The following is a 24,065-nucleotide window of genomic DNA, read 5'->3' on the forward strand; positions in this document are numbered from 1 at the left end:
CGTGTCCAGCACCATCTCCAAGCCGACCAGCTCGCAGGAGCCGGGCGGGGCCCCGTCGGGCTTCGAGGCCGACCGCGGCGCGGACACCCTCGGCGCGACCGTCCGGGCCTACCTCGACCGCGTCCGCGGCGGTGACCTCGGGGCGCTGCCGGCCGTCCTCGGCATCGTCGTCCTCGGGCTGCTGTTCTTCGCGCTGCGGCCGGAGACGTTCCTGACCCCGCGGAACATGGCCAACCTGGCCGACCAGGCCGCGCCGATCATCATCCTGGCGATGGGCCTGGTCTTCATCCTGCTGCTGGGTGAGATCGACCTGTCCGCCGGTGTGGTCAGCGGCGTCTGCGCCGCGGTCATGGCCAAGCTGCTCGCCGACGCCGGGTCGCCGTGGTGGGTCGCGGTCCTGGCGGCGATCGCCACCGGCGTGGTCATCGGCCTGTTCACCGGCAGCCTCGTCGGGCTGGTCGGCATCCCGTCGTTCGTCGTCACCCTCGCGCTGTTCCTGGGCTGGCAGGGCTTCACCCTGCGGCTCATCGGCGAGGGCGGCACGGTGCCGGTGCGCGACCCGGTGATCTCGGCGATCAGCGACAAGAACGTGCCGGTCGTGCTCGGCTGGGTCCTCGCCCTGCTGACCATCGCCGTGTACGCCGCGCTGCAGCTCAACCGGTTCCGCGTCCAGCGGGCCAGGAACCTGGCGCACGCCCCGCTGGCGGTGGTGCTCGTCCGGATCGGCGTGATCGCCGCGGTCGTCGTCCTGGTGACGGCGGTGCTGAGCGTCGACCGCGCCCCGGCTCCCGGTGTGGTGCTGGCCGGCATCCCGTACGCCATCCCGCTCGTGGTCATCCTGCTGCTGGTCCTGACCTTCGTGCTCGGCCGGACGGGCTTCGGCCGGCACGTCTACGCGGTCGGCGGCAACGCGGAGGCGTCCCGGCGCGCCGGCATCAACGTCACGAAGATCCGCGTGAGCGTCTTCGTGATCGGCTCCACGCTGGCCGCGATCAGCGGCATCGTCGCGGCCGCCCGCCTCGGCTCCGTGGCGCCGGGCTCCGGCGGCGGCAACACGCTGCTCTACGCCGTCGGCGCCGCGGTCATCGGTGGCACCAGCCTCTTCGGTGGCCGGGGGCGGGTGCGCGACGCCGTCCTCGGTGGCCTGGTCGTGGCGATCATCGCCAACGGCCTGGGCCTGCTGGGCACCGAGGCCTACCTGAACTTCATCATCACCGGTGGAGTCCTCCTGCTGGCCGCCAGCGTCGACGCGCTGGCCCGCCGGCGGGCCGCGGCCACGGGGCACTAGCCTCGCGAACGCACGCGGAGGGGCGGTCCCGGCTCACGCCGGGGCCGCCCCTCCGTCGTCACAGGGGTTCAGGCGCGGGAGAGCGCGTCGGTGAGCAGGTCGCGGGTGAGCCCGACCTGCCACTCGCGGGCGCCGCCGGCGCGCAGGGCCGCGGCCACCGTCTCGGCGTCGCGCGGCTCGGGCGGGGTCCACATGAGCCGGCGCACCAGGTCGGGGGAGAGGAGGTTCTCCACCGGCACGCTGAGCTCCTCCGACAGGGCGGCGAGGGCCTTGCGCGCGGTCTGCAGCCGGGTGGCCGCAGCGGGGTCGCGGTCGGCCCAGCGGTTGACCGGGGGCGGCCCGTCACCGGGACGGCTGTGCGGCGGGAGCTCGGCCTCGGGCAGCGCCCGGCCGCGGGCCAGCGCCCCGAACCAGGTGCCCACCAGCCGGCGGTTGGCCCGGCCGCGGAAGACCGGCAGCTCCAGCAGCGCGGCCTCGCTCCCCGGATCGGCCTGGACGGCGGCGACCATCGCGGCGTCGGGCAGCACCCGGCCGGGGGCGACGTCGCGCCGGCGGGCCAGGTCGTCGCGGGCCTCCCACAGCGAGCGGAGCATGCCGAGCTGACGGCGGTTGCGCAGTCCGTGCACGCCGGAGGTGCGCCGCCACGGGTCCTGCCGCGGCGCCGGCGGCCCGGCGGCGAGGACGGCGGCGAACTCCTGCCGCGCCCACTCGGTCTTGCCCTGCTCCTCGAGCAGCGCGGCGAGCGCGTCGCGGAGGTCGACGAGCACCTCGACGTCGAGCGCGGCGTAGACCAGCCACTCCTCGGGCAGCGGGCGGGTGCTCCAGTCGGCGGCCGAGTGGCCCTTGACCAGCGAGTACCCGAGCAGCGACTCGACGACGGCGGCCAGCCCCACCCGCGGCAGCCCGGCGAGGCGGGCGGCCAGCTCGGTGTCGAACACCCGGCTCGGGACCATGCCGATCTCGGCCAGGCACGGCAGGTCCTGGTTCGCGGCGTGCAGCACCCACTCAGCGTCGGCGATCGCGTCCTGGATCGCGGACAGGTCCCCGAGCGGGACGGGGTCGACCAGCCCGGTGCCGGCGCCGGCGCGGCGCAGCTGGACCAGGTAGGCGCGCTGCCCGTAGCGGTAGCCGGAGGCCCGCTCGGCGTCGACGGCGACCGGGCCGGTGCCCGCGTGCAGGGCGTCGGCGTAACGGGCGAGCGCGTCGGGGGTGTCGATGACCGGCGGGAGCCCGTCGCGCGGGGCCAGCAGGGGCACCGGGGCGGGCGCCTCCGGAGCGGACTCCGGGGCGGTCTCCAGGCCGTCGAGGGGGAGGGGCTCGGTGCTCAGTTGCCGTCCACCTACCCGCCGTCCCGTCCGTGCGCGCCACCGGTCCCGCCGGCTCCCGGGCGTGCAGGCCGAGCGGCGCGGACCCGGGGGAGTGCGTCCCGTCGGTTCCGATGGTAGAGACCGCGGGAGACCCGCCGGTCAGGGGGCGGGCGGTCAGGGCGTCCCGGGGACCGGACCGGACGGACCGAGCAGGGCGACGCCCGGCGGCGGGAGCCCGGCCGCGTTGGCGAGCACCTGCAGCCAGGCGTCGAGGTGGCGGCCCATCGCGGTGTCCTCGGCGGTCCACGAGGCGCGGAGCTCGACGTCGACCGTGTGCTCGGGACCGGCGAGGTCACCGAAGCGGGTCGAGGCGGTGCGGGTGACGGTGCCGCCGAGCGCGTGCGAGGCCGCGCCGGACTCCTGGAGGGCGTCGGTCAGCCAGCTCCAGGCGACCTCGGAGAACATCGCGTCGTCGACCATGTGCTCGTCGGTGCTCGCCGACAGGTACCCGACGCAGCGCGTGGTGCCGTCCCAGGCCTCGTGGCCCTCGGGGTCGTACAGCACGATGAACCGGGCGACGGCGACCTCGACCTCGTCGTCGCCCTCGCCCTCGACGACCCGCGCGGCCAGCGCGTGCGCGTACGGCGCGAGGCGCTGCGGCGGCGGGATCGTCTCGAGGACGACCTCGGGGCGCACCCGCACCGCCGCCAGGGACTCCAGCCCCGCGACGAAGGCGGCCGGCCGGTCGTCGCCGGAGCCCGCACGCGCACCGGCCCCGTCCCCGGGCAGGCTGTGTGGCTCCACGCTCGCAGGGTAGGGGCCACGGGCCCGGTCTGTCTCGGACGCGCCGCCGCTGCGGGGTCTGGGAGGATCGGGCGTCGTGAGCACCGCAGCCGCCGTCCCGCCGTCCCCCGCCGACTCGGACCTCGTGCGGGCCGCCCGCGGCCTCCCCGTCGGCCGGACGCCGGTGTGGTTCATGCGGCAGGCCGGCCGGTCGCTGCCGGAGTACCGGGCGCTGCGCGCCGGGACCGCGATGCTCGAGGCCTGCCAGGACCCCGACCTGGTCACCGAGATCACCCTGCAGCCGGTCCGCCGGCACGGCGTGGACGCCGCGATCCTCTTCTCCGACATCGTGCTGCCGCTGGTGGTGGCCGGGGTGGACGTCGAGATCAAGCCCGGCGTCGGGCCGGTGGTGGCCAGCCCGGTGCGCACCGTCGCCGACGTCGACGCGCTGCCCGACCTCGAGCCCGACCGGCTGGAGTTCCTCGCGACGGCGGTGCGCCGGCTGGTCGCCGAGCTCGGCCCGACGCCGCTGATCGGCTTCGCCGGGGCGCCGTTCACGCTGGCGACCTACCTGATCGAGGGCGGCCCGTCGAAGGAGCACGCCCGCACCAAGGCCTTCATGTACGCCGAGCCGGAGGCGTGGACCCGGCTGCTGGACCGGCTGGCGGTCTCGGCGGCCACGTTCCTGCGGGTGCAGGTCGACAACGGCGCGTCCGCGGTGCAGCTGTTCGACTCCTGGGCCGGCGTGCTGTCCGCCGCCGACTACGGCACCCGGGTCCTGCCGCACTCGCGCGCGGTCTTCGACGGGCTCGGCGACCGGGACGTGCCGCGCGTCCACTTCGGCGTCGGCACCGGCGAGCTCCTCGCGCTCATCGGCGACGCCGGGGCCGACGTGGTCGGCGTCGACTGGCGGGTGCCGCTGGACGAGGCCGCCCGCCGGGTCGGGCCGCAGCGCTCCCTGCAGGGCAACCTCGACCCGGCCGTGCTGCTGGCCGACCGGGAGACCGTCGACCGCGAGGTCCGCCGCGTCGTCGAGCAGGGCCGCGCCGCCCGCGGGCACGTGTTCAACCTCGGCCACGGCGTGCTGCCCGAGACCGACCCCGGCGTGCTCACCCACGTCGTCGAGCTGGTGCACGAGCTCACGGCGCGGTGATGTCGTCCCGCCCCGCCACCCCGGCAGCCCGCGTCGTCGTCGTCGGGGCCGGCATCGCCGGGCTCACCGCGGCGTTCGAGTGGCGCCGGCGGCGGCCCGGCGACGAGGTCGTCGTCGTGGAGGCCGGCGGGCGGATCGGCGGCAAGCTCGACCGGGTCGAGCTCGCCGGCGTCTGGTACGACACCGGGCCCGAGGCGGTGCTGGCGCGCGTGCCGGAGGCGGTCGAACTGGTCGGGGACCTGGGCCTGGCCGACCGGCTGGTCGCGCCGCGCACCACGCAGGCGTCGATCGTGCTCCCCGACGGCCGCCACCCGCTGCCGGCGGGCACCGTGCAGGGTGTGCCCACGTCGGCCGACGGGCTGGCCGGCGTGCTCACCCCCGACGGCGTCGCCCGGGTGCGCGCGGAGGCCGAGCTGCCGCCGCTGCGCCTGGAGGGCGACGTCTCCGTCGGCGGGCTGCTGCGCGCGCGGCTGGGCGACGAGGTGGTCGACCGGCTGGTCGAGCCGCTGCTCGGCGGCGTCTACGCCGGCCGCCCCGACGACCTCTCGCTGGCCGCGACCATGCCGGCGCTGGCCGCGCAGCTCGCCCGCGCCGACTCGGTCCTGGCCGCGGCCGTCGCCGCCCGGGACGCCGGCGCCCGCAGCCGCGGCGACGCCGACGGGCCGGTCTTCGTCACCGTCGCCGACGGGATCGGGGCGCTGCCCGCCGCACTGGTGGCGGCGTCGGGCGCGCAGGTGCGGCTGCGGACGCCGGCGCACGCGATCCGCCGCGCCGGCGGCCGGCTGGAGGTGGCGGTCGGGCCCACCGCCGCGCCCGAGGTGCTGGCGGCCGACGCCGTGATCGTCACCGCGCCGGCCGGGAAGTCCGCGCGGCTGCTGGCCGGGGTGGCGCCGGACGCCGTCGAGCCGCTGCGCGGCATCCCGTACGCCTCGATGGCCGTGGTCGCGATGGCGTTCCCCGCCCAGCCGGTCGACGCCGGGTCGGGACTGCTCGTCCCGCCGGTGACCGGGCGGCTGGTCAAGGGCGTGACGGTGTCGTCGTCGAAGTGGCCGCACCTGTCCGGCGACGGGCTGCTGCGGGTGCGCGCGTCGGTGGGCCGCTACGGCGACGAGGTGCAGCTGCAGCGCGACGACGACGACCTGACCGCCGCCGTGGTCGCCGACGTCGCCGACCTGCTCGGCCTCGAGCGCCGGGAGCCGGTGGAGGCGCGGCTGGTGCGCTGGGGCGGCGGGCTGCCGCAGTACCTGGTCGGCCACCCGCAGCGGGTGGTGGCGGTGCGCGACGCCGTCGCCGCAGTGCCGGGGCTGGCGGTCGCGGGCGCGGCCTACGACGGCGTCGGCGTGCCGGCCTGCATCCGCGGCGCGCGCCGGGCCGTCGAGGCACTGGTGTGAGTGCCGTCGCGGCCGGCTCCTGACCGGCCGCGCGACAATGGGGGCATGAGCGAGCAGACGGAGACCAAGAGCGTCGGCAAGCGGGCCAACGAGCTCAACGCCCTCATCCGCTACACGATGTGGTCGGTGTTCCGGCTCGCCCGGCCGCTGGCCGACGACCGGCGCACCGCCGCCGCCGACGAGGTCACCGGGCTGTTCGAGGAGCTGGCGGGCAAGGGCGTCGTCGTCCGCGGCACCTACGACCTCGCGGGCCTGCGCGCCGACGCCGACCTCATGGTCTGGTGGCACGCCGAGACCCCGGAGGCGCTGCAGGAGGCCTACACCCGGCTCCGCCGCACCGAGCTCGGCCGCTCGCTGGAGCCGGTGTGGTCCCAGATGGCGCTGCACCGCCCGGCGGAGTTCAACCGCAGCCACATCCCGGCGTTCCTGGCCGACGAGGAGCCGCGGCGCTACGTCTGCGTCTACCCGTTCGTGCGGTCCTACGAGTGGTACCTGCTGCCCGACGAGGAGCGGCGGGACATGCTCAAGGAGCACGGCATGCAGGCCCGGCCCTACCCGGACGTGCGGGCCAACACCGTCGCCTCGTTCGGCCTGGGCGACTACGAGTGGATGCTCGCCTTCGAGGCCGACGAGCTGCACCGCATCGTCGACCTCATGCGCGACCTGCGCGCCAGCCGCGCCCGCCGGCACGTGCGCGAGGAGGTGCCGTTCTACACCGGCATGCGCAAGCCGGTCGCCGAGCTGGTCCGCGACCTGGCCTGACGCCGGGATGCGCCTGAGGGCGGGCACCCGGGCCCCCGGGACCGCCCTCACGCGGGTGTCGGGGGGCTCAGCCCACGGCGGGGCCCCGCCGGGTGGAGAAGGAGTTGATGCAGTACCGGTCGCCGGTCGGCGTCTGCGGGGCGTCGTCGAACACGTGGCCCAGGTGGCTGTGGCAGGTGCCGCAGAGGACCTCCGTGCGGACCATCCCGTGGGTGCGGTCCTCGCGGAGCACCACGTCGTCCGCCGACGACGGCTCGTAGAACGACGGCCAGCCGCAGTGCGAGTCGAACTTGGTCTGCGAGCGGAACAGCTCGGCGCCGCAGGCCCGGCAGGTGTAGACGCCGACGGTCTTCGTGTCGACGTACTCCCCGGTCCACGGCCGCTCGGTGCCGGCCTGGCGCAGCACCGCGTACTCCTGCGGGGACAGCTGGGCGCGCCACTGCTCGTCGGTCCTGGTCACCTTCGGCTGCGAAGCGGACGTCGTCATGCCCAGGGGAACGACCCGGGCCGCGGGCCGATTCCCCGCCTCACCGGCCCAGGCCCGCCTCCCGCGCCCGCACGATCGCCTGCGCGCGGTCGGTGACCTGCAGCTTGGTCAGCACGTTGGAGACGACGTTGCGCACCGTCTTCGGCGACAGGTACAGCACCGCGGCGATCTGCGCGTTCGACCGCCCGGCGGCCACCAGCTCCAGCACCTCGCGCTCGCGGGCGGTCAGCTGCGGGAACGCCGTCTCCGGCCCGGCGGGTCCGGCGGTGAAGAACTCGGCGATCCGCCGGGCCAGCGCCGCGCCGAACACCGCCCCGCCCGAGGCGACGGTGGTGATCGCGCGGACCACCTCCTCCTGGTCGGCGCCCTTGAGCAGGTAGCCGCGGGCGCCGGCGCGGACGGCGGCGAACACCGTCCCGTCGTCCTCGCTCATGGTCAGCACCACCACGCCCACCGACGGCGCCTCGGCCGTGATCCGCCGGGTGGCCTCGATGCCGTCGAGCACCGGCATCTGCACGTCCATCACGACGTCGTCGGGCAGCTGCTCGCGCACCACCTCGACCGCCGCCGCGCCGTCGGCCGCGGTGCCGACCACCTCCAGGCCCGGCACCGAGCCCAGCAGCAGGGCCAGCCCGTCCCGGTAGACCGGGTGGTCGTCGGCGACGACGACCCGCAGCGGCTCATCGGGCTCGGTCACCGGTCGCTCCTCCCTCCACGGGCAGCACCGCCCGCACCTCGGTCCCGCCGTCGGGCGGGCAGCTCACCGTGCAGCGGCCACCGAGCTCGGCGGCCCGCTCCCGGAGCGACACCAGCCCGACGCCGGCGGCGCGGTCCGGCGCGATCCCGACGCCGTCGTCGGCCACCGCGACGACGAGGTCGCCGTCCGCGCGGGCCAGCGTGACCCGCACGCGGGAGGCGGCGGCGTGCCGCGCCGCGTTGGCCAGCGCCTCTGACGCGATCCGGTAGGCGGCCACCTCGACGGCGGCGGGCAGGTCGGCCAGGCCGCCGGCGTCCACGGTCACCGTGACCGGCGGGGGGAGCAGCCGCTCGGCCTGCTGGCGCACCGCCCCGGCCAGGCCGAGGTCGTCGAGCGCGGGCGGGCGCAGGTCGTGCACGAGCCGGCGGACGTCGGCCAGCGCGGCGGAGACGTCGTCGCGGGCCTGGCGCAGCAGCCGGTCGGCGTCCCCGGGGCGCGCGGCGGCGAGGTTGCGGGCGGTGTCGATGCGCAGCACCACGGCGCCGAGCGAGGGACCCAGCCCGTCGTGCAGGTCCCGGCGCAGCCGGCGGCGCTCCTCCTCGCGGGCGGCGACCAGCTGCTCGCGGCCGGCCTGCAGCTGCGCGGCCAGCGAGCCCGCGCGGGCGGCCGCGGCGGCCTGCCGGACGACGTCGGCGAGCAGCCGCTCGTCGCGGGTGACCAGCCGCGCGCGGACGCCGTCCCGGGGCAGCAGCAGCCGGCCGACCTGCTCGCCGCGGTAGGCGATCGGCAGCGACTGCACCGCGGCGGGGCGGGTGCCGTGCTCGGCGACCAGCCGGCCGCCGTCGGGGGAGTCCACCTCGACGCCGACGTAGCGGGTGCGGAACGCCTCGGCGATGCCGGCGGCGACCGTCATGAGCTGTTCCTCGGCACCGTCCGAGCGCTCCAGCCGCTCGGCCAGCCCGGACACGACGCGGTAGGGGTCCTCGCGCTCGCCGAGCACCCAGCGGCGGACCAGCCGCCACAGCGGCGCGCGCAGCGGCACGTAGACGCCGGCGACGAGCAGCAGGGTGAGCAGCGTGGCGTCGCGCTGGCCGAGGGCGTCGCCGAACAGGGCGCCGGCGGCGGCGAGCACCAGCAGGTCGAGCAGCACCACGCCGACGGCGAGGCCGCCGTGGACGAGCGTGCCGCCGAGCAGCCGGTCGACGTCGACCGCGCGGGGCCGCAGGATGCCGACGGCGACCGCCGCGCCGGTGAGCGTGACCGAGACGGACAGGGCGAGGGACGCCTCGTCCCCGGGCACGAAGACCGTCGTCGCCACGACCAGCAGGTCGACCACGGCCGCCCACAGCAGCCAGCGCATCCGCCGCCGGTCCTCCCCGCCGGCCCGCCGGTACCGGGCGACGACCGCCGCGACGGCGATCGCCACGCCCAGCAGCGCCGCGGGGAAGGCCAGCCGCAGCAACGGGAGGGCGACCGATCCGGGCAGCGGCAGGCTCGTCGGGTCCAGGTCGAGCGAGCGGTACACGTCCGGGGTCCGGGTGCCGGCCCGCTCGTCGGCGATCTCCGACGGCATCACGAGCAGCAGCGTCGGGAGGAGGGCGGTCGCCGCCAGGCTGAGCGCGGCGGCCGGCCGCCACCGGCCCGAGGGCTAGCGCCCGTCGGGATAGAGCAGCAGCAGGAGGGGCAGCCCGAGCAGCAGCCAGGCACCGAACCGGTTGAGGAACCAGAACGACAGCGTGGCGCCCGGCAGTGCGGGGTCCGCACGGACGGCGAGGGTCAGCCACGACGACGCCAGGCCGTCGACGGCCCACAGCAGTCCGGTCCCGCCGAGCACCCACGACACGGCGTTGCGCGGGGCGCGGCGCAGCAGCAGGGCGGCGGGGACCGCGAGCCCGACGCCGGGCAGGCCGTCGATCCAGCCCGGCGTCGTCCCGGCGGCCGCGTGGGCGGCGGCCGGGGTGAGGACGTCGAGCACGGCGGCCCCCAGGGCGGAGACCACGGTGACGGCGACCAGCGACCACCCGGCCACCCGCAGCGCGGAGGGAGCGCCCGGGGCGGGCTCGGGGAGGGGAGCCGGGGGAGCCGGCGCCCCCGCCGGGGGCCCGGTCACCGGGGCCTGCGCGTGCACGCGGGGGATCCTCCACCGCCGGTGTCCCGCCGGGCACGAGGCAGGTGTCCCGTGTCGCCCGGGACGGCGACGGGGACGCGATGGAGGGCGGCGCGCCCTGGTGGCCCGGGACGGCGCCCCGAGACGGTTCTCCCAGGCGGTGCACAGGGCACCGCGACACCCGACCCGGGAGACGAGATGTCCCTCAGCACCACCCCCGCCCCCGCCCGCACCGACGCCGCGGCGCCGCGGTCGGCCGCCCCGGCAGCCCGCCCGGTCGCGTCCGTCCGCTCGGTCCGCCGGGCCGGGATCGCCGTCGCCACCGGCTCGGCCGCATGGGCGGCCGGCATCCTGGCCTTCGGCATCGACCCCACCGTCGGCTCGCAGGCCCTCGCCTACGAGATGACCGCGCTGCTCTTCCAGCTGGGGCTCGTCGCCCTGGTCACCGTCCAGCTGTGGACCGGCGCCATCGGCACCGGCCGCCTGGCCCGCGCGGCCCTCCACCTCGAGCACGTGCTGCTGAGCCTGGCGATCCTCTCCACGCTGAGCGCGGCGTTCCTGCCCGGGCACGCCGAGGAGGCCTGGTACCTGGCCCTGGACGCCTTCTGGCCGCTGTCGATGGTCGGCATGTTCCTGATCGGCATCCGCATCGCGATCGCGGGCCGCTGGAGCGGGGCCGCGCGCTGGTGGCCGCTGGGCGCCAAGAGCTGGGCGCCGGTCAACATCCCCGTCGCGCAGATCGCTCCGTCCGTCGTCGCGTACACCGCCGCCGGTCACCTGCTGGTCGGGTACGTCGCGCTGGGGATCGTCCTGGCCACCCGCCCGGAGCTGACCGGCGCGCGCTGAACCCCGACCGCCGAGCCCCGCCACTCCGGAACCCGGGTGGCGGGGCGCCGTCGCGTGCGGCGGAGACTTCCCGGGTGACCTCGCTCGACCGGCCCCTGCCCGACACCTGGTTCCGCCGCGACCTGCCCGTGCTGCGGGCCGTCGCCCGGCTGGTCGACGAGCCCAGGCACGGCGGCGCGCCGTACCTGCTCGGCTCGGTCGTCCCGGGCAGCGGGCTGCCGAAGGCCGACGTCGTCGCGGCGGCCAAGGCGCTGGCGGCCGCCGGCTACATCGAGCCGCTGACCAACCACGCCGGCGACATCGTCCGGATCACCGGGATCTCCGCCGAGGCGCGGCGGCTGGCGGGGCTGTGGCCGACGCCGCAGGGAGAGTGGGAGCGGCTGCTCGAGCAGGCGGCGCTGCGGGCGCAGAACGCGCCGACCGACGTCGAGCGGGACCGCTGGCGGGCCTTCGCCGACGCGGCGCAGGCGGTGGGCCCGGACGCCGGGGCGCTGTTCATGCAGGCGCTCGTCGGCGGCTACGTGCCCCGGGCCCGCTGACCCGGTCCCGGACGCGACAGCGCCCCCGCCCGGCGGACCGGACGGGGGCGCTGGCGGAGGCTCAGGCGATCAGAGCGGGGTGACGTTCGCCGCCTGCGGGCCCTTCTGACCCTGCTCGACGTCGAACGAGATGCGCTGCCCCTCGTCGAGCGTGCGGTAACCGCTGGTCTGGATGGCCGAGTAGTGGACGAAGACGTCCGGTCCGCCACCGTCAGGGGTGGCGAAGCCGAACCCCTTCTCCGCGTTGAACCACTTGACAGTTCCTTCGGGCATTGCGCTCGCTCCTAGCTGCGATGGTGCATCGGGGTCCTGCCAGTGCGCAGGGCCTTCCCGACGCGACGAACCCTAGCCGGCACGGAGCGTCCTTGGGAGCCCCGGCCCCCGCGTGGCGGGTCGCGGACCTGCCGGGACCGGTCTTGCGGGAATCGTGCGGTTCCGCGGAGGGAGGGCTGCGGCGGGCCGGTCAGGGTCGGGAGGTGCCGGGACGGAGCCCGGCCCGCCGACCCGAGGAGCCCGTCATGGAGACCGCCGCGCGTCCCGCCGAGCCGCTGGTGCTCGTCGAGCTCGCCGACCTCGACACGGCCGACCTCGACGCCCTGCTGGACGGGGAGCTGCCGGAGCGCCCGGTCGAGCTGGCCGAGCTGCTCGCCGACGTCCTGCGCTCCACCGGCGCCGCCGCGGCCCTGGCGCACCGCCTGGGCGCGCACGCCGCGCTGCTCGCCGACTGAGCGGCCGAGCGGCCCACCGTCACGCCGGACCGACCCCCGCCACGGGGGAGGGGGTCGGTCCGGCGATCACGACCGGGTGGTCAGGACTCGCAGCCGACGCCGTCGTCGTCGCGGTCGAACCTCGGGTCCCATCCGGGGTCGCCGGGGTGGATCGGTGCCGCGCCGGCGGCCTTGACCTCCGTGCAGTTCGCGTAGCTGGTCCCCACGGGCGCCGGTGCAGGGGCCGGAGCGGGGGCCGGTGCCGGCGCGGGAGCCGGAGCGGGTGCGGGGACCGGGACGGGCGCGGGGCGCGGCGCCGTCGTCGGCACCGGGGCCGGCGTGGTCGGCCGGGGGGGCGTGGGCGCCGCGGTGGTCGGCGCCGCCGTCTGCGGCACGGCGGCGACCACGCCGCCGGGCAGCGGCTCGGCCGGGCAGGTGCTCAGGACCGTGGCGACCGCGTTGCGCTCGGCCTGCGTCATCCACAGCCCGTAGCTGACCTTCACCGCCACCTGCCGGGCCACGTAGGCGCAGCGGTAGGAGCGGTCCGGCGGCAACCAGGTCGCGGCGTCGCCGTCGCCCTTCTGCATGTTCAGCGGCCCGTCGACGGCGAGCAGGTTGAGCGGGTCGTTGGCGAACCGCGTGCGGCGGGCGGCGTCCCACTGCTGGGCGCCCTTCTGCCACGCGTCCGAGAGCGCGACGACGTGGTCGATCTGGACGTCGTCGCTGGTGGACTGCCCGCGCTGGAAGGCGATGGTCCGGCCGGAGTAGGGGTCGTCGAGGGTCCCGGTCATGACGACGCAGTCCCGGGTGCCGGGCTTGAGCGTCTCGCCGGTCAGGTCCCGGGCGAGGACGTCGTTGCGGGTGTCGCAGCCGTTGCGGTCGGTGTCCACCCAGCCGTTGCCGAACAGGTCGCGGTCGTAGCCGGTGCGCGGCGCCCGGCCCTGCACCGGGACGGCGGCGAGGGCGGCCAGCGCGGTGGTGGGGGCGGCGGTCCCGACGGCGGCGTCGGTGGCGTCGTCGGAGAGCAGCCCGGTGGCGGAGTCGACCGCGGGGACGGCGGTCTCCGCGGTCTCGGCCTCCGCCAGCGCGTCCTCGGCGGCCTCGGTGGCGGCCTCCGTGGCGGCGCTCTCCTCTGCTGGGGAGGTGGTGGGCGCGGCCGGCGAGGTGCTCGCCGGGGCCGAGGCGGCGGTCGGCGCGGCGCGCGGCGCCGCCGCCCCGCCGACGACGACGGCCGCGAGGCCCGCCGCGACCACGGCGCCGCCGACCCGGCGGGAGGCGATGAACGCCCACCGCGCCCGGCCGGCGACGACCGCGCCGAGGCCGACGAGCAGTGCCACCAGGCCCAGCGCGAGCAGCCCGCCGGGCACGCCCGAGGTGGCGATCCCGGCGACGACGAGCAGCACGGCGACCGCGGCGACGACGCCGAGCACCGCCCGCTGCCGGGTGTTCCCGGCGGGGACCGGCCCGGGGAGCGGCACCGGCGGGAGGACCGGCGCGGGCGCGGGTGTGCGGTCCGCCTCGTCGGAGAAGGCCACCAGCACCTCGAACGGGTCGCTGCCGGCGAAGGGGAACCGGACGTCCGCCCGGGTCGCGTCGGCCCCGGGCAGCGCCGCGGCGAAGGCCCGCTCCGCAGGGGAGGGCGAGGTGAGCTGCCGGCCGTCCACCAGGAGGGTGACGCTGCGCCCCGACGGCGCCCGCCGCACCAGGCGCAGCGTGGGCTCGTCCCCCCACGGCTCGGGCGCGAGGTCGTAGCCGAGGGCGGCGGCCTTGGACACGACCGCGCGCATCGGCGTCCCCGGGGACCGGCCGGTGTGGTGCCGCAGGACGGCCTGGACGGCAGGGTCGGACAACGACGCCATGTGCTCTCCCCGTGTGTGCGCTGGTGCACCGGCCCGTCATCCTGCGACGGGCGGACCTGCGCGTACAGGAACCCCGGCGTCCGTGGGACGCGTGGGGCCGGAGCGACGGGCCGTGACCTCCGCGCGCCGTCCCCTCCCGCGCCCCGCCCCCGGGCGCGAACCCGTCGACCGCGCCGCCGCCCGGTCGTAGCGTTCGAGGTCCCACGGGGGCCGGAGAGACGCCGTCGGCGGGAGGTCAGCCATGTTCGTCCAGGTCATCCAGGGCAGGACGACGGACACGGACGCCGTGTACACGGCCATCGAGGAGTGGGTGACGCAGCTGTCGCCCGGCGCGGACGGGTGGCTCGGCAGCACCACCGGGGTCACCGACGACGGGTGGCTGGTGGCCGTGGCCCGGTTCGAGTCGGCCGAGGCCGCCCGCCGCAACTCCGACCGCCCCGAGCAGGGCCGGTGGTGGGACGGGGTCCGGCGGCTGTTCGACGGCGAGCCGACCTTCCTCGACAGCGAGGACGTCGTCGTCGACGTGTTCGGCGACCCGGACCGCGCCGGCTTCGTCCAGGTGATCCAGGGGCAGACCACCGACGTCCAGCGCGCGAAGGAGCTCGTGCGCCAGGTGCCGCGGGAGCGCCTGGCGGAGTTCCGCCCCGAGATCCTGGCCACCGTGATGGTCACCCAGGAGGACGGGCGCTGGGTCCAGGTCGCCTACTTCACCTCGGAGGACGAGGCCCGCGAGGGCGAGCGCAGGGAGCCGCCGGCGGAGTGGCGTGAGGTCATGGAAGAACTGGTGCGGCTGGCCAAGGAACCGCCCGAGTACCTCGACCTCCGCGGGCCCCTGCTGCACTCGCCGGGCTGAGCCACCGGGCGGCCGCCGGCAGGGACCTTGGTGTCTTCCCGGAGGGACGCGGGCCTCCTAGCGTCGGGGTGCTCCGGCCCGAGCCCCCGGTCAGAGGCGGCCGGCGTCCCTCCGTTCTCGGACGTCACCGAGGTGGACGCCATGCGTACTCCGAAGAAGCGCACCACGCTCGCCTTCGCCGGCTCCGCCGCCCTCGTCGTGGGGGTGGCCGTGTGGCCGGCGGTCGCGACGGCCGACCCGGACGGGCAGGTCCTCGAGGGCAGCTTCGAGACCGACCGCCTGGAGGAGGCGTTCCTCGACCACGACGCGAACGGCGTGCCGTCGCTCGGGGACGAGCTCGTCTACACCAACGCCAGCACCGGTGGCCTGGGGGAGGCCGTCGACCGGGGGCACTGCGTGTTCCACCAGGTGGACCTCGCCACGGACAGCACGACGCTGCACTGCACCACGACCACCACGGGCCCGCGGGGCTCGCTCACCGTCCAGGGGGTGAGCCGCACCGGGGTCACGGCGCCGGTCCTGCGGGAGCCGAGCAGCTGGGCCGTGACCGGCGGCACCGGCGAGTTCGCCTCCGCGTCGGGCGAGGTCCACATCGAGGGGTTCGAGGGCACCGGTCTCGACTTCCGCACCCACGGCACGTTCCGGGTCGTCCTCGGCGGCTAGGCGGGAGCCGCCGCGCGGCCCGCGGTCAGGAGGAGCGCGGCTCGACCGCGAGCACCGGGCGGGTCGCGTCCAGCAGGATCCGCTGGGCGGCGCTGCCCATCAGCAGCGTGCCCACCGGGGAGCGGCGGCGCAGGCCGATGACGCTCACCGAGGCGTCGACCTCGTCGGCCACCCGCAGGACCTCGTCCGGCAGGTCGCCGGTGTGCGGGGCCTGGCGGAGCTCGAGGTCGGTCCCGGCGTCGGCGGCCCGCCCGGTCAGCAGCGCGAGGGTGCGCTCCGCCGCGCCCAGGGCAGGCGTGCAGTGGTGGATCCGGCCCGGCCCCGGCCGCGCCTGCGCGGCGGCGAAGCCGCCGCCCTCACGGGCCCGGCGGACCTGCGGACGGTGTCCGGCCGGCTCGCCGGATTCCTCGACGCCTGGGCCGCGCTCGGGCGCGACCGGGACGCGGTCGCCGTCGCGGAGAGCGACTCCTCCCGCGGCGGCGGGCACTCGGCCACGCTGGACCTGCTCGGCCGGCACCCGCACCTGACCGCCGTCCTCGCGCTCGACGACCTGATGGCCGTGGGGGCTGCACGCGCTGCAGAACGGCCTCGGGCGGCGCGTCCCCGAGGACGTCTCGGTCGGGGGCTTCGACGACCTGTGGATGGCCGCGGACCTGCACCGGCCCTGACCACCGTGCGGCTCCCGCTGGAGCAGATGGGCGCCCGCGCCATGGACCTGGTGCTGACCGCCGCGGGCGACGCCCCCGCCGGGTGCACGTCGGTGCCGAGCTGATCCTCCGGGCCAGCACCGGCCCGGCGCGGTCGGGCCGGGGGCGCTAGCGGGCGGGCCCGCGCGCCCGGAGGCCCAGGTGGTCGCGCGCCGCGGCGCGCAGGCAGGACGGCGTCTCGCCCAGGGCCCGGTCCTCCCCGAAGGTGGCGACGAGGTCGACCACCCGGCCGTCGGGCGGCGTGACGAGCGCCCGCCCCACCACGGCGGCCCAGGGCACCCCGGCCGCCCGGGCCAGCGCGGCGACGCCGCCGACGACCTTGCCCTCGAAGGACTGCTCGTCGAGCATCCCCTCGCCGGTGACGACCAGGTCGGCCGCCGCCACGGAGGCGCGCAGCCCGACGACGTCGGCGACCAGGTCGAACCCGGGGACCAGGGAGGCGCCCAGGGCCGCCAGTCCGCCGGCCAGTCCGCCCGCGGCCCCGGAGCCCGGGAGGTCGCGCACGTCGACCCCGAACCGGTCCCGGTACTCCTGCGCCAGGTCGCGCAGCCGGCCGGTCAGCCGCCGCACCAGCTCCGGCGTCGCGCCCTTCTGCGGGCCGAACAGCCGCGGCGCGTCGAGGAACGTCGTCGCGACGTCGCAGGCGACCTGCACCGTCCAGCCGCGGCTGCCGTCGAGCGGCGCTAGCTCCCGGAGCGCCTCCACGGCCCCGAGCCCGCCGTCGGTGCAGGCCGACCCGCCGACGCCCACCACGACCCGCCGCGCGCCGGCGCGCACCGCCTCGGCCACCAGCTCACCGGTGCCGCGGCTGGTGGCGGCCCAGGGGTCGTTGCCCTCCCGGCCGCCCGCCAGGAGCAGCCCGGAGGCGCGGGCCGTCTCCACGACGGCGTCCGCGCCGTCCAGCCGCCACGCGGCCTCCACCGGGGTGCCGAGCGGCCCGGTGACCGTGCTCGTGCGGGTGCCGCCGCCGAGGGCCTCCAGCACGCCCTCGCCGCCGTCCGCGAGCGGGACGACGACGGCCCGGTGCCCGGCCTCCGCGACCCCCGCGGCCAGCGCCCCGGCCGCCTCGACGGCGGTGGCCGTGCCGCGGAACTTGTCGGGGGCGATCACGATGCGCACGCGGGTCTCCTCGGGGAACGGTGCGGCTGCCCGCCCCCGGTGGGGACGGGCAACCGCGGGGCGGGTCGGGACGTCGGGGTCAGGCTGCGCCGGTCCGCACGTGGTCGAGCTCCTGGGGTTCGATCCGGCGCCGACGCGGCGACCCGGGCCGACCCGTGGTTCGTGCGGGTGCGGGAGTACCCCGGCGTCGGCTGGCAGCTGGCCGGGCGCGAGGCGCTCGTGCTCCCCGCCGGGGCTGCGGTCACCCGCGGGTCCCGGGCCCTCGTGGCCGACGGCGCGCTCGATGACGACGCGATTGCAGGGTGGGCGACGGACGCGTCCTGAGGCGGGACCACGGCTGACGGGCGCCGGCGCGACGGGTCTCCCGACCCCGTTCAGCGACTCCCACGGGCGGCCGAGTGGCGCGGAGCGGTCACGGTGCGAGGCTGTGGTGTGCGTCACGTTCGACCCTTGTTCCTCGGGCAGACCTCTGGTTCCCTCTTCCGAAGTGGGTCTCGAATGACGCAACAGTGATTGGGGGACGTCATGGTGGAACCACGCGAACCCGTCCCGCCCTCCCGCCGGCCGGACCGGCCCGAGGCGGTCGAGGCCGGCCCGACGCCGGTCGGCGGCACGGCAGCCCGGGAGGACCACCGCGCCGTGCACGCCGCGGACGTCACCGTGGCCGGGATCCACCCGGCGATCGCGGAGCCGCCTCCCTGCGTCGCCGACCGGCACTGGGCCGTCGACAGGGTCCTGTTCGCCATCGCCGCGGTGATGGCGCTGGGCTTCGTCGCCTGGGGCTTCGCGACCCCCACGGGTCTCGGCACCGCCAGCGGCTCGGTCCTCGGCTGGGTCACCGGCAACCTCGGCTGGCTGTTCGTGCTGCTGGCCTCGGCCTTCGTCGTGTACGTGATCTGGCTGGCGGCCAGCAAGTACGGGCGGATCCCGCTCGGGCGCGACGAGGAGCGACCGCAGTTCCGCACCGTCTCGTGGATCGCGATGATGTTCAGCGCGGGCATGGGCATCGGGCTGATGTTCTTCGGGGTCGCGGAGCCGCTCTCGCACTACGTCGCCCCGCCGCCGCTCACCACCGAGCCCGAGACGTCCGAGGCGATCCAGACGGCGATGGCGACCACGCTGTTCCACTGGACGCTGCACCCGTGGGCGATGTACGCCGTCGTCGGCCTGGCGATCGCGTACGGCACCTTCCGGCGGGGTCGCCGCCAGTTGATCAGCTCCTCCTTCGTCCCGCTGCTCGGTGAGCGGCGGGCCAGCGGCCCGGCCGGCCGGGTCATCGACGTGCTGGCCATCTTCGCGACGTTGTTCGGGTCGGCGGCCTCCCTCGGCCTCGGCGCCCTGCAGATCGGCAGCGGGGTCGAGATCCTCGGCTGGGCCGGGGACGTCGGCAACGGCGTCCTGGTCGCGATCATCGCGATCCTGACCGCCGCCTTCGTCGCCTCGGCCGTCTCCGGCATCGAGCGCGGGATCCAGTGGCTGTCCAACACCAACATGGTCCTGGCCCTGCTGCTCGCGGTGTTCGTCTTCGTCGTCGGCCCGACGATCTTCATCCTCAACCTGCTCCCCGACGCGGTCGGCAGCTACTTCTCCGACCTCGGCGCGATGGCCGCGCGCACCGAGGCCACCGGCGGCGACCCGATGGCCACCTGGCTGCGCGGCTGGACGGTCTTCTACTGGGCCTGGTGGATCAGCTGGACGCCGTTCGTCGGGCTGTTCATCGCGCGCATCAGCCGCGGCCGGACGATCCGGCAGTTCGTGACGGGCGTGCTCCTCGTGCCCAGCCTGGTCAGCCTGCTGTGGTTCGCCGTGTTCGGCGGGGCCGGGATCGCGGCCCAGCGCAGCGGCGTCGACGTGGCCGGCCAGGGCACCACGGAGGGCCAGCTGTTCGCCGTCCTGGAGCAGTACCCGCTGGCCACCGTGTCGACCGTGCTGGTGATGGTCCTCGTGGCGATCTTCTTCGTGTCCGGTGCGGACGCGGCCTCGATCGTCATGGGGTCGCTCTCGCAGCGCGGCACCCTGGAACCGAGCCGCTGGGTGGTCGTCTTCTGGGGCGTGGTGATGGGCTCCGTCGCCGCGATCATGCTGCTCCTGGGGGAGGACGGAGCCGCGCTGACGGGGCTGCAGAACCTCACGATCATCGCGGCCCTGCCGTTCGCGCTGGTGATGGCGGCGATGGCGGTGAGCCTGGTCAAGGACCTCCGGCGCGACCCCATCGTGCTGCGCGGCAACTACGCCACGCTGGCGATCGAGCAGGCCGTGATGGACGGCATCAAGCGCCACGGCGACGACTTCGTCCTCGTGGTGGAGCCGGCGCCGGGCGTTGCGGGCGCCCCCGGGGTGCCGGCGCCGTCGTCCCCGGCCGACGCCGAGCCGGAGGGCCGGCGGCCGGTCACCGCGACGGGCAACTTCGTGGTGCCGCCCGGGAGCACGGCCGTCCCCCCGCAGGGGCAGGACCAGGCCGAGGCGGAGGCCATCGGCCGCCCGCTCGATCCGCGCGACTGACCTCCCGGCGGCGGGTCGGCGGGAGGCCGGTCGCCGGGATCAGGCGGACGGGCGGGCCGCCCCGAGCCGGCCCGTCAGCCAGTCCGCGGCCATCCGGCGGGCGCGCTGCACCGTGTCGCCGGTTTCCAGTCCGGCGGTCACCGCCTGGCGGGCGAGACGGGCCAGCGCCCCGTCGTAGAGGACGAGCAGGCCGTCGGCGACCTCGGTGGGGTCGCCGGCGCCCGCGGCCTCCGCCAGCCGGTGGAGACGCTCGGTCAGCAGCCGGGAGTCGGCGGCCGGCCACCGGTGGCCGGGATGGCCGGGCGGCAGCTCGGTGGCCGCGGCGAGGAAGGCGCAGCCGCGGCGGCCGCCCTCGGCCGCGCGGAAGCGCAGCACCGCGTCGAAGACGGACAGCAGCCGGTCGACCGGGTCGGTCCGCTCGTCGAGGACCTCGTCCCAGGCCTGCCGCCAGCGCCGGAATCGGCGCTCGAGGTAGGCGGCCACCAGCCCGTCCTTGCCGGGGAAGTGCGCGTACAGGGTCGCCGGCGACACCCGGGCGCGGGCCAGGACGGCGTCCACCCCCGTCGCGGCGATCCCGTTCTCGTAGAACAGCTCGCCGGCGGCGTCGAGCAGGCGCTCCCGGGCCGGTCGGCTCGCGGCGGCAGTGGACACGCGCCTAGTGTAACGATCGTTATGCTGAAACGATCGTTACAGCCGGTTCCCCCCGCTGCCGACCGGCCGGCGCCGCACCCGCTGGTGGTCAGCGGGCTGCTGGTCATCGCCGTGACCTACGGCCTGACCCGGTACGGGTTCGGCCTCTCCCTGCCGCAGTTCCGGTCCAACCTGGGCGTGACCTCCGGCGTGGCCGGCGGCATCGCCGCGGGCAGCTACCTCGCCTACTGCGTCGCGGCCGTCCTGGGCCTGCGACTGGTCGATCGCGGACGGGCCCGCCGGGCCCTGTGGTCCGCCGGCGTCTGCGCCGCCGTCGGTGCGCTGGTGGTCGCCGCCGCCTGGACGACACCGGTCCTGGCGGTCGGGGCGCTCGTCGCCGGCAGCGGAGCGGGCGCCGCCAGCCCGGCCCTGGTCGCCGCCGTGGCCGGGACGGTCACACCGCCCGCCGAGCCCCGCTCCCAGGCGGTGGTGAACAGCGGCACCGGGGCCGGGGTGGCCGTCGGCGGCCTGGTGGCGCTCGCCTGGCCGGGGGAGTGGCGCTGGACCTGGCTCGGCTTCGCCGGCAGCGCGCTGCTCGTGACCTGGTGGGCCGACCGGTCCGCCTGCTGGCGCGCGCGCGCCGCCGACCCCGGTCGGCCGGGGGCCGGACTGCGACCGCGGCGCCTCGCCCGCGCGCTGACCGCCGCCCTGCTCGCCGGGGCCGGCGGGGCGGGGGTGTGGACGTTCGGGCCGGACGCGACGACGGGGGCCGGGCTGTCCACCCGGGCCACCGGGCTGCTGTGGTGCCTGCTGGGCGTGGCCGCCCTCCTCGGCGGCCTGAGCGGGAGTCTCGTGCGCCGCGCCGGCCTCCCCGCCGCCTGGCTGCTCCCGACGGGGGTCACCGCCGCCGGCACGGTGCTGCTCGCCTGGCGACCGGGGAGCGTCGTGGTCGCCGCGGGGGCGCTGGCGCTGTTCGGCTGCGGCTTCGTGGCCCTGACCGGCGTGCTCATCGCCTGGGGCGGCCGGCTGGCGCCCGGGGCGGCGGCGCAGGCCACGGCCCTCCTGTTCGTCGCCCTGACCACCGGCCAGGCCGCCGGCGCCCTCCTCCTCGGCGCCGTCACCGACGTCGCCGGCACCCCGGCTGCCCTCGCCACCGCCGCCGGGCTGGTGTCGACGGCCGCGCTCGCCGCGCCCCGCGGTCGCCGGTAGCCCTCCGGACCGGCCGGGGGTCGGCCAGGGGTCAGGACGCGGCGGGCACGGCCGAACGCAGCTGCCGGCGCCACCGGGTGAACAGGCGCGGCTGGTCCATCCCGAGGACGGCCACGGGCTGTCCCTCGCGCTCGTAGACCACCAGGAAGCAGCGGTCGGCGCAGCTGCCCTCCAGCACGCGGGCGACGTCGCCCTCGCGGCGCGAACCCGCGAACTGGATGCGGACGCCGTACTGGTCGGACCAGAAGTAGGGCACCGGCGTCGGCGCGGGTGCCCCGGTGCCCAGCAGCGTGGCGACCGCGGCGGCCGGTTGCTCCAGGGCGTGGGTCCAGTGCTCGGTCCGGACGTGCCGCTCCGCGGAGGGCGACCACGTCGCGGCGCAGTCGCCGGCCGCGACCACGCCGGGGACGTCCGTCGCACCGCGGGGGTCGGTGAGGACGCCGTCGCCGAGGGCCACGCCGGACCCGGCGAGCCACTCGGTGTTCGGGACGGCCCCGATCCCCACGACCACCACGTCGGCGGGCAGCCGCCTGCCGTCGGTCAGTTCGACGGCCTCGACCCTGCCGCTGCCCACCAGGCCGGCGACCCCGATGCCGACGATCAGGCGGGTGCCGTGGTCGGCGTGCAGCCCGGCGCAGACCGCGCCCACGTCGGCGCCCAGCGGGCCGGCGAGCGGGACGGGCAGGGCCTCGACGACGGTGACCTCCAGCCCCAGCCTGCGGGCGGTGGAGGCGACCTCCGCCCCGATGAAGCCGGCGCCGATCACGACCAGACGCCCGCCGGCGGCCAGGTCCTCCCGCAGGGCGACGGCGTCGTCCAGCGAGCGCAGCACGTGCACGCCGTCGAGCCGCTCGGCGCCGGGCAGGCGCCGGGCGCGGGCCCCGGTGGCGAGGACGACGCCGTCGGCCCGGACCTCGGTGCCGTCGCCCAGCAGCACCGTGCGGGTGGCGCGGTCCAGGCCGACCGCCGGGGTGCCCAGGCGCCACTCGAGGTCGAGGCCGTCGTCGTCGGGCACGCCCAGGGCGATGTCGTCCGGTGACGCCGCGCCGGCCAGGAACTCCTTGGACAGCGGGGGGCGGTCGTAGGGCGCGTGCGCCTCGTCGCCGACGACGACGACCCGGCCCTCGTAGCCCTGGTCACGCAGGGCCCGCGCGGCGGAGAGGCCGGCCAGGGAGGCCCCGACGACGGCGACCGTGGAGGTCACGCGGCCCCCTCCTCCCCGACGTCCGCGGGCTGCACGTACAGCAGGCCGTCCTCCACCACGACCCGGTGCGTGCGGACCGGCGTCCTGGCCGGCGGGCCGGACACCTTCCCGGTGCGCAGGTCGAAGCAGGAGGCGTGCAGGGGGCACTCCACGGCGCAGCCCTCCAGCCACCCGTCGGCCAGCGAGGCGTCCTGGTGGGTGCACGTGTCGTCGATCGCGTAGAACTCGCCGTCGACGTTGAAGACCGCGATGGGCTCCTCGGCCTCGACGCGGATCGCCTCGCCGGGCGGCAACGCGGTCGTGGGGCAGACCAGGATCATGGGCGCTCCAGGCTCACTGTTGCGGATGTTGCAACGATGCGCTGATGGCGCAACAGCATGGCCCCGCGGTGTCCCCTCGTCAAGAGACGGGACGACCCCCACCGCCCGCCACCTACGCTGAGGTCATGAGCGGGCCGCAGGAGGAGAACGGGGAGCGGAGCTCGGTCGCCGTCGTCCAGTCCGTGGACCGGGCCCTGAGCGTCCTGGAGATCCTCGCGGCCCACGGGGAGGCCGGCGTCACCGAGATCGCCGCGGAGCTCGGTGTGCACAAGTCCACCGCCTTCCGGCTGGTGGCCGCGCTCGAGGGCCGGGGCTTCGTCGAGCAGATGGCCGACCGTGGCAAGTACCGGCTGGGCTTCGGCGTCGTGCGCCTGGCCGGCGCGGCCGCCGCCCAGCTGGACATCGCCCGGGAGGGGCGGCCGATCTGCCAGGCGCTGGCCGCCGACCTCGAGGAGACCGTCAACATCGCCATCCTGGACGGCGACCGCGCCGTGAACGTCAGTCAGGCCCGCGGGCCGGCGGCGCTCAGCACGCACAACTGGGTGGGACAGGGCACCCCCCTGCACGCGACGTCGAGCGGCAAGGTGCTCCTGGCGCACGCTCCCGACACCGTCCGCAAGGGCGTGCTCTCCCGCGAGCTGCAGCGCTTCACCGCCACCACGGTCACCGATCCCGAGGTGCTGCGGCAGGACCTGGACCGGATCGTCGAGCAGGGGTGGGGGTCCACGGTCGAGGAGTACGAGGTCGGGCTCAGCGCCGTCGCGGCACCCGTCCGGGGTGCGGACGGGGACGTGGTCGCCGCCCTCAGCGTCTCGGGGCCGTCGTTCCGGATGGCTCCGGAGGACCACCCGGCCATCGCCCGCCGGGTGGTCGCGGGCGCCGACGAGCTGAGCCGGAGGCTGGGCTTCTTCCGCCAGCCCCGCTGACCCCAC

27 protein-coding genes are annotated in these 24,065 nt (G+C 76.9%); 14 read left to right on the top strand and 13 right to left on the bottom strand.

Annotated elements, in window-relative coordinates:
* The first annotated feature begins 1 nt into the window (after position 1).
* Positions 2–1,288 carry a sugar ABC transporter permease gene (locus ACI798_RS02925; RefSeq protein ID WP_457047184.1) on the top strand — a complete coding sequence of 429 codons (1,287 nt, stop codon included), beginning with the start codon at positions 2–4 and terminating at the stop codon, positions 1,286–1,288.
* 68 nt (positions 1,289–1,356) lie between these two features.
* On the opposite strand, the gene ACI798_RS02930 is transcribed toward ACI798_RS02925, so the two are convergent.
* Both ACI798_RS02930 and ACI798_RS02935 read right to left on the bottom strand, forming a co-directional pair.
* Entirely contained in the window at positions 1,357–2,544 is a 1,188-nt protein-coding gene (locus tag ACI798_RS02930; protein WP_457047185.1) for a ribonuclease D, read from the bottom strand.
* 225 nt (positions 2,545–2,769) lie between these two features.
* Positions 2,770–3,399 carry a DUF3000 domain-containing protein gene (locus tag ACI798_RS02935; protein ID WP_457047186.1) on the bottom strand — a complete coding sequence of 210 codons (630 nt, stop codon included), beginning with the start codon at positions 3,397–3,399 and terminating at the stop codon, positions 2,770–2,772.
* Positions 3,400–3,475: 76 nt separating this feature from the next.
* Here ACI798_RS02935 and hemE point away from each other — a divergent pair, with 76 nt between their 5' ends.
* Genes hemE through hemQ form a run of 3 tightly spaced genes read left to right on the top strand, consistent with a single transcriptional unit; the run spans position 3,476 to position 6,684 of the window.
* A complete protein-coding gene (gene hemE / locus ACI798_RS02940; RefSeq protein ID WP_456939817.1) occupies positions 3,476–4,531 on the top strand; it encodes a uroporphyrinogen decarboxylase in 1,056 nt (351 codons plus the stop codon).
* Positions 4,531–5,922, top strand: coding sequence for a protoporphyrinogen oxidase (gene hemG, locus ACI798_RS02945; protein ID WP_457047187.1), 1,392 nt, complete (start codon positions 4,531–4,533; stop codon positions 5,920–5,922). Before hemE ends, hemG begins: the two co-directional genes overlap by 1 nt.
* Before the next feature lie 45 nt (positions 5,923–5,967).
* On the top strand, positions 5,968–6,684 hold the full coding sequence (gene hemQ / locus ACI798_RS02950; RefSeq protein ID WP_456939819.1) for a hydrogen peroxide-dependent heme synthase: 717 nt from the start codon (positions 5,968–5,970) through the stop codon (positions 6,682–6,684).
* Positions 6,685–6,751: 67 nt separating this feature from the next.
* Here hemQ and msrB read toward each other — a convergent pair whose 3' ends face one another.
* From msrB to ACI798_RS02970, 4 genes are all read right to left on the bottom strand, one after another.
* Positions 6,752–7,144 (bottom strand): peptide-methionine (R)-S-oxide reductase MsrB, encoded by a 393-nt coding sequence (msrB, locus tag ACI798_RS02955; RefSeq protein ID WP_457047188.1) that lies wholly within the window; start codon positions 7,142–7,144, stop codon positions 6,752–6,754.
* A gap of 67 nt (positions 7,145–7,211) precedes the next feature.
* Positions 7,212–7,868, bottom strand: coding sequence for a response regulator (locus ACI798_RS02960; RefSeq protein ID WP_457047189.1), 657 nt, complete (start codon positions 7,866–7,868; stop codon positions 7,212–7,214).
* Complete coding sequence (locus ACI798_RS02965; RefSeq protein WP_457047221.1) at positions 7,852–9,441, bottom strand: sensor histidine kinase; 1,590 nt, start codon at positions 9,439–9,441, stop codon at positions 7,852–7,854. The genes ACI798_RS02960 and ACI798_RS02965 overlap by 17 nt, the downstream gene beginning before the upstream one ends.
* A gap of 75 nt (positions 9,442–9,516) precedes the next feature.
* Positions 9,517–9,996, bottom strand: a complete 480-nt coding sequence (locus tag ACI798_RS02970) for a hypothetical protein (protein ID WP_457047190.1) — start codon at positions 9,994–9,996, stop codon at positions 9,517–9,519.
* A gap of 177 nt (positions 9,997–10,173) precedes the next feature.
* Between ACI798_RS02970 and ACI798_RS02975 the strand changes: the two genes are divergently transcribed.
* Positions 10,174–10,821, top strand: a complete 648-nt coding sequence (locus ACI798_RS02975) for a hypothetical protein (RefSeq protein ID WP_457047191.1) — start codon at positions 10,174–10,176, stop codon at positions 10,819–10,821.
* A gap of 74 nt (positions 10,822–10,895) precedes the next feature.
* Positions 10,896–11,360, top strand: coding sequence for a hypothetical protein (locus ACI798_RS02980; RefSeq protein WP_456939824.1), 465 nt, complete (start codon positions 10,896–10,898; stop codon positions 11,358–11,360).
* Between the two features lie 69 nt (positions 11,361–11,429).
* Here the strand turns inward: ACI798_RS02980 and ACI798_RS02985 are convergent, their stop codons facing one another.
* Positions 11,430–11,633, bottom strand: coding sequence for a cold-shock protein (locus ACI798_RS02985; protein ID WP_387990932.1), 204 nt, complete (start codon positions 11,631–11,633; stop codon positions 11,430–11,432).
* Positions 11,634–11,878: 245 nt separating this feature from the next.
* Here ACI798_RS02985 and ACI798_RS02990 point away from each other — a divergent pair, with 245 nt between their 5' ends.
* Positions 11,879–12,088 carry a hypothetical protein gene (locus ACI798_RS02990; protein WP_456939825.1) on the top strand — a complete coding sequence of 70 codons (210 nt, stop codon included), beginning with the start codon at positions 11,879–11,881 and terminating at the stop codon, positions 12,086–12,088.
* Positions 12,089–12,168: 80 nt separating this feature from the next.
* On the opposite strand, the gene ACI798_RS02995 is transcribed toward ACI798_RS02990, so the two are convergent.
* On the bottom strand, positions 12,169–13,926 hold the full coding sequence (locus ACI798_RS02995; protein WP_456939826.1) for a GmrSD restriction endonuclease domain-containing protein: 1,758 nt from the start codon (positions 13,924–13,926) through the stop codon (positions 12,169–12,171).
* Between the two features lie 241 nt (positions 13,927–14,167).
* On the opposite strand from ACI798_RS02995, the gene ACI798_RS03000 reads away from it, so the two are divergent.
* Both ACI798_RS03000 and ACI798_RS03005 read left to right on the top strand, forming a co-directional pair.
* Positions 14,168–14,779, top strand: a complete 612-nt coding sequence (locus ACI798_RS03000; protein WP_456939827.1) for a hypothetical protein — start codon at positions 14,168–14,170, stop codon at positions 14,777–14,779.
* A 141-nt stretch (positions 14,780–14,920) separates the two neighbouring features.
* Positions 14,921–15,442, top strand: a complete 522-nt coding sequence (locus ACI798_RS03005) for a hypothetical protein (protein ID WP_457047192.1) — start codon at positions 14,921–14,923, stop codon at positions 15,440–15,442.
* 25 nt (positions 15,443–15,467) lie between these two features.
* Here ACI798_RS03005 and ACI798_RS03010 read toward each other — a convergent pair whose 3' ends face one another.
* The gene (locus ACI798_RS03010; RefSeq protein WP_457047193.1) at positions 15,468–15,929 is read right to left on the bottom strand and encodes a universal stress protein; all 462 of its coding nucleotides are present in this window, start codon (positions 15,927–15,929) and stop codon (positions 15,468–15,470) included.
* Here ACI798_RS03010 and ACI798_RS03015 point away from each other — a divergent pair.
* Positions 15,825–16,214, top strand: coding sequence for a hypothetical protein (locus ACI798_RS03015; RefSeq protein ID WP_457047194.1), 390 nt, complete (start codon positions 15,825–15,827; stop codon positions 16,212–16,214). The genes ACI798_RS03010 and ACI798_RS03015 overlap by 105 nt on opposite strands.
* A gap of 43 nt (positions 16,215–16,257) precedes the next feature.
* On the opposite strand, the gene ACI798_RS03020 is transcribed toward ACI798_RS03015, so the two are convergent.
* Positions 16,258–17,268, bottom strand: coding sequence for a glycerate kinase (locus tag ACI798_RS03020; protein ID WP_456939831.1), 1,011 nt, complete (start codon positions 17,266–17,268; stop codon positions 16,258–16,260).
* 39 nt (positions 17,269–17,307) lie between these two features.
* Here ACI798_RS03020 and ACI798_RS03025 point away from each other — a divergent pair, with 39 nt between their 5' ends.
* Together ACI798_RS03025 and ACI798_RS03030 are read left to right on the top strand one after the other, a co-directional pair.
* Positions 17,308–17,592, top strand: coding sequence for a DUF6807 family protein (locus tag ACI798_RS03025; protein WP_456939832.1), 285 nt, complete (start codon positions 17,308–17,310; stop codon positions 17,590–17,592).
* Positions 17,593–17,796: 204 nt separating this feature from the next.
* Positions 17,797–19,770 carry a BCCT family transporter gene (locus ACI798_RS03030; RefSeq protein ID WP_456939833.1) on the top strand — a complete coding sequence of 658 codons (1,974 nt, stop codon included), beginning with the start codon at positions 17,797–17,799 and terminating at the stop codon, positions 19,768–19,770.
* Between the two features lie 39 nt (positions 19,771–19,809).
* Here the strand turns inward: ACI798_RS03030 and ACI798_RS03035 are convergent, their stop codons facing one another.
* Entirely contained in the window at positions 19,810–20,421 is a 612-nt protein-coding gene (locus tag ACI798_RS03035) for a TetR/AcrR family transcriptional regulator (protein ID WP_457047195.1), read from the bottom strand.
* A 21-nt stretch (positions 20,422–20,442) separates the two neighbouring features.
* On the opposite strand from ACI798_RS03035, the gene ACI798_RS03040 reads away from it, so the two are divergent.
* A complete protein-coding gene (locus tag ACI798_RS03040) occupies positions 20,443–21,609 on the top strand; it encodes an MFS transporter (RefSeq protein ID WP_457047196.1) in 1,167 nt (388 codons plus the stop codon).
* A gap of 31 nt (positions 21,610–21,640) precedes the next feature.
* Here the strand turns inward: ACI798_RS03040 and ACI798_RS03045 are convergent, their stop codons facing one another.
* Together ACI798_RS03045 and ACI798_RS03050 are read right to left on the bottom strand one after the other, a co-directional pair.
* Positions 21,641–22,813 carry an NAD(P)/FAD-dependent oxidoreductase gene (locus tag ACI798_RS03045; RefSeq protein ID WP_457047197.1) on the bottom strand — a complete coding sequence of 391 codons (1,173 nt, stop codon included), beginning with the start codon at positions 22,811–22,813 and terminating at the stop codon, positions 21,641–21,643.
* A complete protein-coding gene (locus tag ACI798_RS03050; protein ID WP_456939837.1) occupies positions 22,810–23,133 on the bottom strand; it encodes a bifunctional 3-phenylpropionate/cinnamic acid dioxygenase ferredoxin subunit in 324 nt (107 codons plus the stop codon). Before ACI798_RS03050 ends, ACI798_RS03045 begins: the two co-directional genes overlap by 4 nt.
* Before the next feature lie 125 nt (positions 23,134–23,258).
* Here ACI798_RS03050 and ACI798_RS03055 point away from each other — a divergent pair, with 125 nt between their 5' ends.
* Complete coding sequence (locus ACI798_RS03055) at positions 23,259–24,059, top strand: IclR family transcriptional regulator (protein WP_457047198.1); 801 nt, start codon at positions 23,259–23,261, stop codon at positions 24,057–24,059.
* Positions 24,060–24,065 lie beyond the last annotated feature (6 nt).

It is taken from the genome of Geodermatophilus sp. SYSU D01045 (genome assembly GCF_054050295.1).

What these genes read in the sequence shown, in the direction of transcription:
- hemG (WP_457047187.1), top strand. Translation starts at nt 4,531, where the DNA reads ATGTCGTCCCGCCCCGCCACCCCGGCAGCCCGCGTCGTCGTCGTCGGG.
- hemQ (WP_456939819.1), top strand. Translation starts at nt 5,968, where the DNA reads ATGAGCGAGCAGACGGAGACCAAGAGCGTCGGCAAGCGGGCCAACGAG.
- ACI798_RS02965 (WP_457047221.1), bottom strand. Translation starts at nt 9,441, where the DNA reads ATGCCGTCGGAGATCGCCGACGAGCGGGCCGGCACCCGGACCCCGGAC.
- ACI798_RS02975 (WP_457047191.1), top strand. Translation starts at nt 10,174, where the DNA reads ATGTCCCTCAGCACCACCCCCGCCCCCGCCCGCACCGACGCCGCGGCG.
- ACI798_RS02985 (WP_387990932.1), bottom strand. Translation starts at nt 11,633, where the DNA reads ATGCCCGAAGGAACTGTCAAGTGGTTCAACGCGGAGAAGGGGTTCGGC.
- ACI798_RS02990 (WP_456939825.1), top strand. Translation starts at nt 11,879, where the DNA reads ATGGAGACCGCCGCGCGTCCCGCCGAGCCGCTGGTGCTCGTCGAGCTC.
- ACI798_RS02995 (WP_456939826.1), bottom strand. Translation starts at nt 13,926, where the DNA reads ATGGCGTCGTTGTCCGACCCTGCCGTCCAGGCCGTCCTGCGGCACCAC.
- ACI798_RS03000 (WP_456939827.1), top strand. Translation starts at nt 14,168, where the DNA reads ATGTTCGTCCAGGTCATCCAGGGCAGGACGACGGACACGGACGCCGTG.
- ACI798_RS03005 (WP_457047192.1), top strand. Translation starts at nt 14,921, where the DNA reads ATGCGTACTCCGAAGAAGCGCACCACGCTCGCCTTCGCCGGCTCCGCC.
- ACI798_RS03040 (WP_457047196.1), top strand. Translation starts at nt 20,443, where the DNA reads ATGCTGAAACGATCGTTACAGCCGGTTCCCCCCGCTGCCGACCGGCCG.
- ACI798_RS03050 (WP_456939837.1), bottom strand. Translation starts at nt 23,133, where the DNA reads ATGATCCTGGTCTGCCCCACGACCGCGTTGCCGCCCGGCGAGGCGATC.
- ACI798_RS03055 (WP_457047198.1), top strand. Translation starts at nt 23,259, where the DNA reads ATGAGCGGGCCGCAGGAGGAGAACGGGGAGCGGAGCTCGGTCGCCGTC.